The organism is Nitrospirota bacterium, assembly GCA_016214855.1.
Classification (GTDB): domain Bacteria; phylum Nitrospirota; class Thermodesulfovibrionia; order Thermodesulfovibrionales; family UBA6898; genus UBA6898.
On record JACRMT010000007.1, the window covers coordinates 97,376 to 109,645 of the forward strand.

The window sequence follows — 12,270 nt, forward strand, 5'->3', positions numbered from 1 at the left end:
TGAAACAGCCTCTTACTGACAGCTCTTGCAGGTTTTGACGCCCAGCAACGCATAGGGAGGGCAGAAACCGGTCAACCCTGTTATCAGGGGAATTATGCCGAGATAAGCCCACGCGGTCTGCGGCCCTATGAATGCCAGGGAAAGAATGCCCAGACCTGCTGCGGTCCTGAAGATCCTTTCTATGCTGCCAACATTTTTTTTCATCTATCTTCACCTCCTCTTTTGTTTGGTCTGATAGTATGTTAAGACAATATCGTCAGCAAGTATGTGACTAAGTCACAGAGTAACTATTCAGTAAATAGGGGAAGAATCATAACCCCTCCTTCCCTCCCCTTATCTTAAGTGGAGGAATATGACCCCCCTCTTGAGGTAAGAGGGAGATGGGGGAGTTATTAACTCCAGTCGACTGAAGCCGTAAGTCACAAAATGTCAGTCTCCGACGGTTGTCTGTTAATGGGCTAAACAGGTAGAATAAAAAAACTTTGTTACAGAGTTTTTTAACTTATTGATGAAACCGAACTATCCACGAATAATCGTTGCAGGCATGAAGGGCGGGGCTGGCAAGACAACAGTCAGCCTGGGCATTATCGCTGCATGGGAAAAGCAGGGCCTGTCAATCGTTCCCTTTAAAAAGGGGCCTGATTATATCGATGCCGGCTGGCTGTCGTCAGCTGCAGAATATGCCTGTTTCAACCTTGACCCGTTTCTGATAACAAAGGAAAAGATCCTCTCGTCCTTTGTCAGTCATTACGGTGATGCTGATTGCGCTGTTATCGAGGGGAACAGGGGCCTGTATGACGGCATGGACGCAGCAGGGACGTACAGCACTGCAGAGCTTGCAAAGACCCTGCAGGCGCCGGTGATCCTGGTGCTCGACTGCACCAAGGTGACACGGACAGCAGCAGCAATGCTCCTTGGCATGCTGAAGTTCGATCCAAAGGTGAAGATCAGCGGCGTGGTTCTGAACCAGATCGCAGGCAAACGGCATGAGAAGGTGATCAGGGAAGCGATCGCCAAATACTGTAAGGTGCCGGTTGTGGGTGCGATACCGAAACTGCGGGGCGAGCAGCTCTCTGAGCGGCATATGGGCCTTACGCCGTTCCAGGAGCATCCAGAGGTCAAAAAGGCCATTGCCGCCTGCGCTGATATTGCGGAGAAATACCTTGATCTTGATGCGATACGGAAAATAGCGAATAAAGCAGGGGTTAGGGATTGGGGATTAGGGATCGGAAATACTCATCACTCATCACCCATTACCCATCACGGCTTGCGTATCGGCATTATCCGTGACTCTGCTTTCCAGTTCTACTACCCTGAGAATTTTGAGGAGCTTCAGAAGCGCGGGGCAGAGCTTGTCGAGATCAGTGCGCTCAGGGCAAAGAAACTGCCTGATGTAGATGCGCTTTATATTGGCGGAGGTTTTCCTGAAACGCATGCTATTGCTCTTGCGAAGAATAAGAACTTCAGGAATGCGCTGAAGGCGGCGGTTGAACAGGGGCTGCCGGTCTATGCCGAATGCGGCGGCCTGATGTATCTTGGCGAAGCACTGGTGCTGGATCGTAAGACCTATCCCATGGCAGGGATCTTCCCTCTCAGGTTCAGTCTCGAAAAAAAGCCCCAGGCACATGGTTACACCATAGTAAGGGTGGCGAAGGCCAATCCTTTTTATAAGAGAGGGACCCTGATCAGGGGACACGAGTTCCATTACTCCCGCGTGATCAGCCCTGTGAAGCAAAGTAACCTGCAGTTTGCATTCAGCATGGAGCGCGGTGAGGGTATTCTGGATGGCAAGGACGGCATCTGTTATAAGAATGTACTGGCAACCTATACACACCTGCATGCTCTGGGCTGTCCTGAATGGGCAGAGGGAATGATACAACAGGCAGTTGCATACCAAAAAGGCAGGAAATAGATGCAGAAATCAGAGATCAGGGAATGCCTGGGGCAGTATCAGCTCCAGCCGATAATAGAAGCAGCGCAGAAGAACCGAAGTGTGATCAGAATGCTCATATCCCTTGTTTATGACAAGGAGAACCTCGAGAGCTGGCGGGCCATAGAAGCGATCGGGCTTGTTGCGGGCGAGATCGCAAAGACGAACGTTGACGTTGTCAGAAACCTGAGCCAGAGATTCCTCTGGATGATGCGGGATGAGTCAGGGAACGGTCCTGGAAGCGCGCCCGAGCTCTTAGGAGAGATCGTAAGAAGCACGCCTGATGCCTTTGCTGACATCGGACAGGTTGTTACATCTTTTCATGATGAGAAGATGCTCAGGAGCGGCGTTATGCGTGCGATCTGGAGGATTGCTGACAGACGGCCCGGCCTGTTGACCATAACGCAGGAACTTATGGACCAGAAGCTCTATCTTGAGGACGATGACCCCCAGGTGAGGGCCTATGCCCTGATGACAGCAGCGGCACTGGGGCTGAAAGAGTTTCAGCCGCTTGTAGAGGGGCGTTTGGGCGATATGAGCCCTGTAACTATATATAATAAAGGAGAGTTTATGAATACAACGCTGTCCGAGATCGCAAAAAATGCTGCTGCCGGACTCCAGGGCAGGGAGAACTGATAATAATGAATGCAGGCAGAAGAGACAGTAATCCTATTCTGGGCTGCCCATTCTGTGAGCGGCCGCTTAAAGAGCTTGAGGAGATCACAACCAGGTTCGGGAATGTGATCAGCGGGGGGAGATGCGAATGCGGCTCAGCCTATGTTTATGACGGCTCAGGCCATAATATAGGCGATGCCTATGTTGATGCCCTGACCCTTCTCTGCAACGGGGATCTGGACAAGGCATGGGCCATGACACCCGAAGAAGACTATGAGGTGAAAGAGTTTAACTATGATTCAAGGAAGAATCGGTTCAGCTCGGAATCGCTCGGCAGGGGCAAACGTTCTCCGGTCTATCTCTTCGTAAAACTGAAAAAATGAGATTCAGGCCTCATATCTTTGCAAAACTCCCTCCCCCTATGCTTATATATTGAGTTTCGAATTCAGGCAACCCTGTTTGCCAAAAAATAAAGAAGAGTCATCTTCTGATAAGATTTTTTTATTTGACCGGGGGGCAGGTTCTGTATTACTGTTTATAGCTCATAACAGAGCTTTTTTATGCAAGCATTCATGATGTTGGGAGCGATCCCTTCGAATGTATTTTGAACCTAAGTGAAAGGGGGAAGAAAGCATGGCAACAATGGATTTTCAGGGTAAGTCAATCGAGGTAGATGATGATGGATATCTTCTGAACCTTGATGATTGGACAAAGGAGCTTGCAGATGTTCTTGCAAGCCAGGACGGAGTTACTCTCTCTCCTGCGCACTGGGAAGTTATCAATTTCCTGCGCGATTACTACAAACAGTATCAGATAGCCCCGATGATCAAGATCCTCGTTAAGGAGATCGGCAAGGCTATGGGTCCTGAAAAAGGCAACACCAAGTATCTGTATGAGCTCTATCCGGGCGGTCCTGCAAAGCAGGCATGTAAGTATGCAGGGCTTCCGAAGCCTACAGGCTGCGTATAGCCCTTTGGCTGCAGAGGCGGCTGACAATAACAGTACCCCATTGAGCATTCTTTGGGGTATTGTTTTTTGTGCTGCTGCAGCGAAAGCATCTTTCCATAACAACACGAGTTCTCTATCTGCCGGTATGAGGGGAGAATTTTTCATCAGATGAGACTGAAGCATATCCTTTCAGAAAAAAAAGACGTTATTCTTGCCTCGTGGTTCGACCGCATTCTCGACACCTATCCTGCCGAGACTGCCAGGTTCCTTAAGAACCAGAAGGACAGATTTGCCAATCCGGTAGGTCAGACCATCCATGAGGGGATAGAGGGTATTTTTCAGGAGCTTGTCCAGGGCGGCGAGGTCGAAAAGGTCTCAGGGTTCCTTGATGCCATGATCAGAGTAAGGGCGATCCAGGAATTTACTGCGGCCCAGGCAGTGGCATTCATCTTCTTTCTCAAGAGCATTATCAGGGAGGGGATCAAAGATATCCCCCTTACGTCAGAACTTGCCGAAGAACTCGCAGCCCTCGAATCACAGATCGATTCCCTTGTCCTTATCGCCTTTGATATCTTCATGCAGTGCCGCGAAAAGCTCTACGACATCAAGGCGAACGAGATGAGGAACATGACCTACCGGCTCCTCCAGCAGGCGAATCTGGTCACCGAGGTCGAGGGGGCGAAGCAGGAAACCATGTTCATTTCAATACCAAAGAAAGAGGTAAACACATGAAAGTTGTATTGCCCTTCATTGCAGTTGTGGGACTCGCGCTGCTTGCATTGGTCGGGGTGACAGTGGCACATCAGGTGGAATTCTTCTTCGGGGTCATAGTTCCCTATGCAGCGGTTGCGGTCTTCATTTTCGGGTTCATGTACCGCGTTCTGCAGTGGGCGAAGTCACCGGTGCCATTCTGTATTCCGACTACCTGCGGGCAGCAAAAGACGCTTCCGTGGATCAAACATGACAAACTTGAGAACCCTGTGACGACCCTGCAGGTTGTCGGCAGGATGCTTCTTGAAGTGCTTGTCTTCCGTTCTCTCTTCAGGAACCTGAAGACAGAGATGAAGGATGGCAAGATCGTTTACGGTTCCGAGAAATTGCTCTGGCTCGCAGGCCTGGCATTTCACTGGACATTCTTTTTTATTTTTGCAAGGCACTTCCGCTTCTTTTTTCAGGATGTGCCGACGCTCCTCAGAATGATGGAAGGAGTGGACAGCTTTTTCCAGGTTGGAGCCCCGCTCTTCTATATGACTGATGCCGTGATCCTCGGTGCAGTGACGTTCCTCATCTTCCGGAGGGTCTATCTGCCGCAGATCAGGTACATTTCCCTTGCATCTGATTTTTTCCCGCTCTTCCTTATTCTCGGCATTGCGCTGTCAGGCATTCTTATGAGATATATCTTTAAAGTGCATATTGTCGCCGTGAAGCAGTTTGCCATGGGCCTGGTCAGCCTGAGTCCGGTCATACCTCAGGGGATAGGAGCCATATTCTATGTACATCTCTTTCTGATCTGTACGCTTCTGATCTATTTCCCGTTCAGCAAGCTGATGCATATGGGAGGGGTATTCCTGAGCCCGACAAGGAATATGGCGAATGACAGCAGAATGGTCCGGCATATCAACCCCTGGAACTATCCCGTCCATGTCCATACGTATGAAGAATATGAAGACGACTTCAGGGAGAAGATGAAGAAGGCCGGGCTGCCGGTCGAAAAGGAGTAGTCATGGCAAAACTTCCAACACCAGAAGAACTCTTAAAGATTCATTACAACCCTCCCCAGGATGAAAACTGGATGGATAAGCCGGCAGAGCTGAAGCAGGGCAATATCTGCTGGGGAGCAAAAGGAAAGAACCTCAAGATCGTTGAATTCCCCAATGCGCGTGACTGGTCTCCTGTTGAGGAGGACTGGAAGCTGCCGCAGGACTGGGAAGGAACGGTCCTTGAGGCAATGGCTGACAGACTTTCCAAATACCGTTCGTTCAAGATATTCATGGACATATGCGTCAGGTGCGGGGCCTGCGCAGACAAGTGTCATTTTTTTATCGGCGGCGGCGATCCCAAGAATATGCCTGTTCTGAGAGCCGAGCTGATGCGGTCTGTGTACAGAAAGTATTTTACGAACTCGGGCAAGTACCTCGGCAAACTGGCTGGCGCCCGTGAGCTTGACCTTGGTGTTCTGAAGGAGTGGTGGTACTACTTCTATCAGTGCACAGAGTGCAGGCGCTGCTCGGTCTTCTGCCCGTACGGCATAGACACGGCCGAGATCACGATGATGGCAAGGGAATTCACCAATCTCCTCGGCCTGAACACGGACTGGATATCCGGACCGGTCGCAAATTGCTACATGAAGGGCAACCACCTCGGCCTTGAGCCGCATGCCATCATGAACAGCGTTGAAGGCATGGTCGACGACATCGAGACCATCACCGGCATCAGGATCAATCCTTCGTTCAACAGAAAGGGCGCAGAGATCCTTTTTGTGACCCCGTCGGGTGATCTCTTCGCAGACCCCGGCACATTCACTGCCATGGGATATATGATGCTCTTCCACGAATTAGGGCTTGATTACACCTGGTCAACCTATGCATCCGAAGGCGGCAATTTCGGTTTGTTCACTTCGAACGAAATGGCCAAGAGGCTGAACTCGAAGATCTACGCCGAGGCCAAAAGGCTTGGCGTGAAATATATCATCGGCGGAGAATGCGGCCATATGTGGAGGGTCCTGAACCAGTACATGGATACCTGGAACGGGCCGGCTGACTTTATGGAAGTGCCGAAGTCCCCTATCACCGGGACGGTCTTTGATAACGCTGCCTCGACCAAGATGATCCATGTCACCGAGTTTACGGCTGACCTTATCAAGAACGGCAAACTGAAACTTGATCCGACCCGAAACGACGATCTTGTTGTAACGTACCATGACTCCTGCAATACGGCCAGGGGTATGGGTCTTCTTGAGGAGCCGCGCTATATCATTAACAACGTATGCAACAAGTTCCATGAGATGCCTGATAATACGATCAGGGAGCGGACATTCTGCTGCGGCAGCGGAACCGGCCTGAATGCCAGCGAGAATATGGAGCTGAGGATGCGCGGCGGCCTGCCAAGGGCGAATGCCGTGAAGCATGTTACCGAAAAATATGGTGTGAATACGCTTGCAAATATCTGCGCCATTGACCGGGCAACGCTCTCTGCTTCCATGGACTACTGGGTCCCGGGAACACGGGTTGCCGGTGTGCATGAGCTTGTGGCGAATGCCATGATCATGACAGGAGAGAAGGAGAGGGAGACGAACCTGCGCGGCGAACCGCTCCCCGGGAAGGGAGGTAACGAATAATGTACAATTCCGGAAAGATCATAGCAGGGCTTGCAGTCTTCTTTATCCTGGCTGCATTACCGTTCCTGCTGAACCTCGGAAAGGCAAACGCGAAGATCGAACCGAGCATTAACACGCCGGAGATAAACGCCATGCCGGTGAAGCAGTGCGTAGAGAGCAAGGAGTTCATGAGGGCAGAGCATATGCAGCTTCTGAACGACTGGCGGGACGAGGTCGTCCGCAACGGCAACCGGATCTATACCAGCAGGTCTAACGGTAAACAGTATGCCATCAGTCTCCAGAATACCTGCATGAAATGTCACTCGAACAAAAAAGAGTTCTGCGACAAGTGTCATAACTACATGGCCGTGAAACCCTATTGCTGGAGCTGCCATATCGCACCGAAGGAGGAAAAGTCATGAGCATAAACAGGAGACAGTTCCTGAAATTAGCAAGTGTTTCCACGATCCTTGGTGTCGGCAGTGCTGCGGCAATTACGAGCATCAGCAGGAGCGGTCTTGAGGCGTCACAGTCCTCACCTGACCCGAAGGGTCTCAAGGCAAAGCGTTGGGGATTTGTGGTCGATGTCAGCAAGCTCAAAACAGAAGAGGATTATCAGAAGTGTATTGACGCCTGCCATAACATCCACAATGTTCCGACACTCAAAAATCCGAAGCATGAGATCAAATGGATATGGAAGGATGACTATGAGCATACCTTCCCCAATATGGCAGAGGACAAGATCATGAACAAGGAACTGCAGGAGAAGAATTTTCTGCTCTTCTGCAACCATTGCGCTAACCCTGCCTGCGTCCGGGTCTGTCCGACCCAGGCGACCTTCAAGCGCAAGTCTGACGGCATCGTTATGCAGGATATGCATCGCTGCATCGGCTGCAGGTTCTGCATGGCAGCCTGCCCGTTCGGCGCCAGAAGCTTCAATTATGTTGACCCGAGGAAGGACAATGCCATCAAGGTCGAGAACAAGGAATTCCCGACCCGCATGATCGGTGTTGTCGAAAAATGCACTGCCTGCTATGAACGGCTTGCAGTCGGCAAGCAGCCTGCCTGCGCCGAGGCGTCTGACGGCGCGATCGTGTTCGGTGATCTTGAAGATCCGAAGTCTGAGGTCAGAAGGCTGATCGCGGAGAAATACACGATCCGGCGCAAGCCTGAGCTCGGAACACAGCCGGGCATTTACTATGTGATTGGAGGTGGCGAGCATGTTTGAAAGGGCCCTTAGCGGCAGCAACAGATACTGGGCATGGATATTCTTCCTTCTTGCAGTGATAGGCGTCGGCTTTTTAGCGTACATGAAACAGCTCAACGAAGGTCTTGGCATTACCGGACTGAGCAGGGATGTTTCCTGGGGTTTCTATATTGCCCAGTTTACGTTCCTTGTCGGCGTGGCAGCATCAGCGGTCATGCTTGTTATACCTTACTATCTGCATAATTTCAAAAAGTTCGGCAAGATCGTGATCCTTGGTGAGTTCCTTGCCGTTTCTGCGGTAACCATGTGCATGCTCTTCATCCTGGTCGACATGGGTCAGCCGATGAGGGTCCTGAACGTTGTTCTGCATCCAACGCTGAACTCGGTCATGTTCTGGGATGCGCTCGTGCTGAACGGGTACCTCTTCCTGAACATTATCATCGGCTGGACAACACTGGCTGCTGACCAGAAACAGGTGGCTCCGCCCCAGTGGGTCAAGCCGCTGATCTATCTTTCGATCCCCTGGGCAGTCAGTATTCATACGGTAACGGCGTTTCTCTATGCAGGTCTTCCCGGCAGGCACCTCTGGCTTACCGCTATCATGGCAGCCAGGTTCCTTGCCTCAGCTTTTGCAGGCGGACCTGCAATCCTTGTGCTTCTTGCCCTTCTGGTGAGGAAGTTCAGCAAGTTTGATCCTGGACAGGAGGCCATCCAGGCACTGGCCAAGATCGTTACGTATGCAATGTGTGCGAATGTCTTTTTCTTCCTGCTTGAGGTGTTTACGGCCTTCTATAGCGGTATCCCGGGCCATGCGCATCCGCTTGTTTATCTCTTTGCCGGACTTGACGGCCATACCAAGCTTGTGCCCTGGATGTGGACCGCTGCAGTGCTTGCCTTTGCCAGCATAGCACTTCTCGTAAACCCGTCCACCCGCCAGAACGAAGGGACATTGAAGCTCGCGCTTGTGGGGGTTATTATCGCTGCATGGATAGACAAGGGCATGGGTCTTGTTATCGGCGGCTTTGTGCCGAACCCTTTCGAGCGGGTGACGGAATATGCGCCGACCATGCCTGAGCTTGCGATCACCTTTGGCGTTTATGCTGTTGGATTATTGGTCCTGACGCTGCTCTATAAGGTTGCGATAGGGGTCAGGGAAGAAAATGGTGCGGTTGAGCACTGATGTCACGGTAATCTTGTAGATGCCGTTGTATACAAATAACACGTTATTAATTTAAAAAAGGAGGAAATACCTATGTATCTTTTAGCGGTGAATGCTGATACCTGCACCGGTTGTGAAGAATGCTCAAATAACTGCCCTGTCAGCGTGTTTGACATGGTAGACGGCAAGGCTTCTGCAACGCGGGCTGATGATTGCGAAGGCTGTCAGACCTGCACGAGCGTCTGTCCGTCAGGCGCAGTGACACTTACCGAGATGTAAGAGCCTTTTTCGCTGCCGCAGCATCCGGCGACCCGGGATGTGTCGGGAAGCGAACGTTGGCAGCAGGAGAGCGGGCTATTATCTTGACCCAATTTGCTGCTAACTGGTATAAAACAGAACTTTTCACAACCCTATTAAGGAGGTTCCTAATGAAATTAGCTGTACTCATGAGCGACTACAGGACAGGATCCGACATCATAGACAGGCTCAGTGCTGAAAAGCTCGGCATCATCCTTGTCGGCAATGGTGTTTATCATGCTGCAGCAAAAGAAGACGGCAAGGCATGTGCCATCCTTGACAAGAAGGCTGAATTCTTTGCCTTGACCGAGGACTTCGAGAGCAGAGGTTTTACTGCGGACAAGCTCGACAGCCGCGTAAAGGCTGTCAACTACAGCGATGTGGTTGATCTTATCTTTAACGATTACGAAAAAGTAATCTGGTTATAGGAGGGTACTATGGGTAAATTGACAATCGGCACATTTTCATCACTGGTAGGCTCAATGTCACTTGATTTTGCCGTAAAGCTTGCAGAAGCTGCCGTGAAAAAAGGACATAACGTTGATTTCTGGATGTCCGGTAATGCTACCATGCTTGCGAAAAAAGGACAGAAGGCCTTTAAAGATTATTCTTTTCTCTCAAAGACCCTTCAGGAAATGTTAGCAACCGGTAATTTCAATATCACGGCATGCGAAGCCTGCGCAGAGGCAAGGGGCTACCATAAGGAAGACTGCCCTGAGGGGTTCCAGCGGAAGAGTATGGACTGGTATCTTGCGAGCACCTTTGAAGCAGATAGAGTCCTGCATATAGGAGGAGACTAATATGGCGACCAGGAAACTTGCATTTGTTGTCCGTTCACTTCCCTATAAAACAGAGGCATCACGGCTTGCTCTGACCCATGCGATCTCAAGTCAGACCGTCGAGATCTACCTTAATGACGGAGACCTTGTCGAGGCCTCTATTTCCTATGTCGGTGACGGCGTATTCAACGTTATGAAGAACCAGCAGGCCGGCAAGCATTATGGCATCACAACGAACGAGGGACATGCGAAGAATACCCTTCTTCTTGATCTGAAGGTCCTTATCTGCAAGGAAGATCTTGACAAGTTCGGCCTTACCGAGGAGAACCTGGTCATGGATGCCGATGATCTCGGTGGTGATATGAAAGCGAACATTGTATCCTATAGTGAAATACAGAAGGAGATGGAGACGGCTGATCATCTCCTCTTCTGCTAAATTAAGGAGGAAGAAAAATGGCAGATTTAAAAGCACAGACACCGACACAGGTTTTGGATGTATTGGGCCGCGTATGCCCTTATCCCCTTGTTCTTACCAAGAAGGCACTTGAAAAGCTTCCCAACGGCGGCATTCTCAAGATCCTTTGCGATGCCCCTGCATCAGCCGAGGATTCGCTCCCGAGATTTGCAGAGAGCAAGGGAATGGCTTTTGAAGTTGTGAAGACCGGTGAAAGCTGGGATATCTATATCCAGAAGCCCTAAGCGCCGATTGATTATGCAAAAAAGCCCCCGCAAACCGGGGGCTTTTTTATTGGCAGCTGGAATCAATCATCCTGCTCTTCTTTGATTACCATATAGAGGAGCGCATCAATACGGTCAATTATCTTCTTAAACAGTCCTCCGTAGCTCTTTGATGAAGAAAAGAGCTCTTCCCGGATCTTACGTATTTCAGGGTCATCGCACCGCTCATAAGTGATATACCCGCTCTGCATTGCAAGCCTTTCGAGGACCAGCAATCTCTTTGCCTTTTCCGAAAAATAAACAAGCTGCCTGTTGATAGCTTTCAAGTTATTTTCCATATTTCCGTTCTTTGCAGCCGGACGACTTCCAAGCCTTGCAGCAATTTCCCTGACCATGATAGAAAGCGTGCAATATTCGAGTCCCCTGACGCCCCTTCGCCACTGAAGAAGCATGGGGTTTCGCCAGAACCAGAGGAAATTTCTGATGCCGAGATCGATTATGTCTGATACTGCAGATTCAAGAATACTGATCTCAGATGCAGCTGGTAACGGGAAAGGCGTCTCTGACGACTCCTTATGCCCCATGGTCCTTGACCGACAGCCCTGATGACCTTTGAGATATTCCCATAGATTTTTCAGTATCTGAGAGCCATTATTATCATCCAATGTGTCGAAATGCACAAGTGAGAGTAGCACCCTTCCGCGGCCATAACTCCCCTCTACAACAGCAGGGTCATTAAGGAGTTTTTTGGGGTCGAGGTTGATTTGATAAAGCTTCTCAAGATCTGCCCAGCCACCACTGCTTTCTACATCGCCAATATTCAGGTCAGAGCTGAATGCATCCGGCATTGGTTCCCCATATGAGGCGATTACGCTTACGGAATTGTCCTCAACAGTGAACTGAGGAGGCCACCAGGCATGAAATACAGGCGTCTCAAGGTCAATACCGTGAAAAGCAGGGTGGTCAGATGTTTTAAGAGCAATCCTTCCGCTAAAGCTCGGGATTCTATTCCTTGTGGGCTTTCGTCTGATCTTTAAAAGACCGATACCATCAAGTGTCGCAAGACCTGCTCCACCGCAGAAGCCGAGATAACTCCCTCCCTCATGAACAAATCTCTTTACCTCACCAACCCCGATTTCACCCAATGCCTTCATCTTGTTTGATGACCATCCGCCAGGGACAAAGAGCAGAGAATACTTATTAAGCTGGCCCTGTTGAATTTCATCAGCCCGAATAAGGTCGAAAGCAAGTCCAGCGCTCTGCAGAGCCTTCAGTGCCATAACTCCCCAGAGAAATGATTCGTCCCATAATAGTGCTGCTGCACTTTTCCCGGACACGTTG

17 protein-coding genes are annotated in these 12,270 nt (G+C 50.3%); 15 read left to right on the forward strand and 2 right to left on the reverse strand.

Going from position 1 to position 12,270, the window contains the following annotated elements:
- Nucleotides 1–12: 12 nt before the first annotated feature.
- Nucleotides 13–204, reverse strand: a complete 192-nt coding sequence (locus HZB62_08435) for a DUF2892 domain-containing protein (protein MBI5075172.1) — start codon at nt 202–204, stop codon at nt 13–15.
- Nucleotides 205–508: 304 nt separating this feature from the next.
- On the opposite strand from HZB62_08435, the gene HZB62_08440 reads away from it, so the two are divergent.
- The 15 genes from HZB62_08440 to HZB62_08510 all read left to right on the forward strand — a co-directional run bounded on the left by HZB62_08440 (nt 509) and on the right by HZB62_08510 (nt 10,950).
- Nucleotides 509–1,912, forward strand: coding sequence for a cobyrinate a,c-diamide synthase (locus tag HZB62_08440; protein MBI5075173.1), 1,404 nt, complete (start codon nt 509–511; stop codon nt 1,910–1,912).
- Complete coding sequence (locus HZB62_08445; GenBank protein MBI5075174.1) at nt 1,913–2,566, forward strand: hypothetical protein; 654 nt, start codon at nt 1,913–1,915, stop codon at nt 2,564–2,566.
- Between the two features lie 5 nt (nt 2,567–2,571).
- A complete protein-coding gene (locus HZB62_08450; protein ID MBI5075175.1) occupies nt 2,572–2,928 on the forward strand; it encodes a hypothetical protein in 357 nt (118 codons plus the stop codon).
- Nucleotides 2,929–3,178: 250 nt separating this feature from the next.
- Nucleotides 3,179–3,514 (forward strand): TusE/DsrC/DsvC family sulfur relay protein, encoded by a 336-nt coding sequence (locus HZB62_08455; GenBank protein ID MBI5075176.1) that lies wholly within the window; start codon nt 3,179–3,181, stop codon nt 3,512–3,514.
- A 147-nt stretch (nt 3,515–3,661) separates the two neighbouring features.
- A complete protein-coding gene (locus HZB62_08460; protein MBI5075177.1) occupies nt 3,662–4,225 on the forward strand; it encodes an RsbRD N-terminal domain-containing protein in 564 nt (187 codons plus the stop codon).
- The gene (gene dsrM, locus HZB62_08465; protein MBI5075178.1) at nt 4,222–5,214 is read left to right on the forward strand and encodes a sulfate reduction electron transfer complex DsrMKJOP subunit DsrM; all 993 of its coding nucleotides are present in this window, start codon (nt 4,222–4,224) and stop codon (nt 5,212–5,214) included. Before HZB62_08460 ends, dsrM begins: the two co-directional genes overlap by 4 nt.
- A gap of 2 nt (nt 5,215–5,216) precedes the next feature.
- Nucleotides 5,217–6,830, forward strand: coding sequence for a (Fe-S)-binding protein (locus HZB62_08470; protein MBI5075179.1), 1,614 nt, complete (start codon nt 5,217–5,219; stop codon nt 6,828–6,830).
- Nucleotides 6,830–7,231 (forward strand): sulfate reduction electron transfer complex DsrMKJOP subunit DsrJ, encoded by a 402-nt coding sequence (gene dsrJ, locus HZB62_08475; protein ID MBI5075180.1) that lies wholly within the window; start codon nt 6,830–6,832, stop codon nt 7,229–7,231. The genes HZB62_08470 and dsrJ overlap by 1 nt, the downstream gene beginning before the upstream one ends.
- Nucleotides 7,228–8,037: a 4Fe-4S dicluster domain-containing protein gene (locus HZB62_08480; GenBank protein ID MBI5075181.1), complete on the forward strand. Its 810-nt coding sequence runs from the start codon at nt 7,228–7,230 to the stop codon at nt 8,035–8,037. Before dsrJ ends, HZB62_08480 begins: the two co-directional genes overlap by 4 nt.
- Nucleotides 8,030–9,196, forward strand: a complete 1,167-nt coding sequence (gene nrfD / locus HZB62_08485; GenBank protein MBI5075182.1) for a polysulfide reductase NrfD — start codon at nt 8,030–8,032, stop codon at nt 9,194–9,196. Before HZB62_08480 ends, nrfD begins: the two co-directional genes overlap by 8 nt.
- A 72-nt stretch (nt 9,197–9,268) precedes the next feature.
- Nucleotides 9,269–9,454: a 4Fe-4S binding protein gene (locus HZB62_08490; protein MBI5075183.1), complete on the forward strand. Its 186-nt coding sequence runs from the start codon at nt 9,269–9,271 to the stop codon at nt 9,452–9,454.
- Nucleotides 9,455–9,603: 149 nt separating this feature from the next.
- On the forward strand, nt 9,604–9,900 hold the full coding sequence (locus tag HZB62_08495) for a hypothetical protein (protein ID MBI5075184.1): 297 nt from the start codon (nt 9,604–9,606) through the stop codon (nt 9,898–9,900).
- A gap of 9 nt (nt 9,901–9,909) precedes the next feature.
- Complete coding sequence (locus tag HZB62_08500) at nt 9,910–10,272, forward strand: DsrE family protein (GenBank protein ID MBI5075185.1); 363 nt, start codon at nt 9,910–9,912, stop codon at nt 10,270–10,272.
- Nucleotide 10,273: 1 nt separating this feature from the next.
- A complete protein-coding gene (locus tag HZB62_08505) occupies nt 10,274–10,687 on the forward strand; it encodes a DsrE family protein (GenBank protein ID MBI5075186.1) in 414 nt (137 codons plus the stop codon).
- A 17-nt stretch (nt 10,688–10,704) separates the two neighbouring features.
- Nucleotides 10,705–10,950, forward strand: coding sequence for a sulfurtransferase TusA family protein (locus HZB62_08510; protein MBI5075187.1), 246 nt, complete (start codon nt 10,705–10,707; stop codon nt 10,948–10,950).
- 62 nt (nt 10,951–11,012) lie between these two features.
- Here the strand turns inward: HZB62_08510 and HZB62_08515 are convergent, their stop codons facing one another.
- Nucleotides 11,013–12,266 carry a hypothetical protein gene (locus HZB62_08515; GenBank protein ID MBI5075188.1) on the reverse strand — a complete coding sequence of 418 codons (1,254 nt, stop codon included), beginning with the start codon at nt 12,264–12,266 and terminating at the stop codon, nt 11,013–11,015.
- Nucleotides 12,267–12,270: the final 4 nt, after the last annotated feature.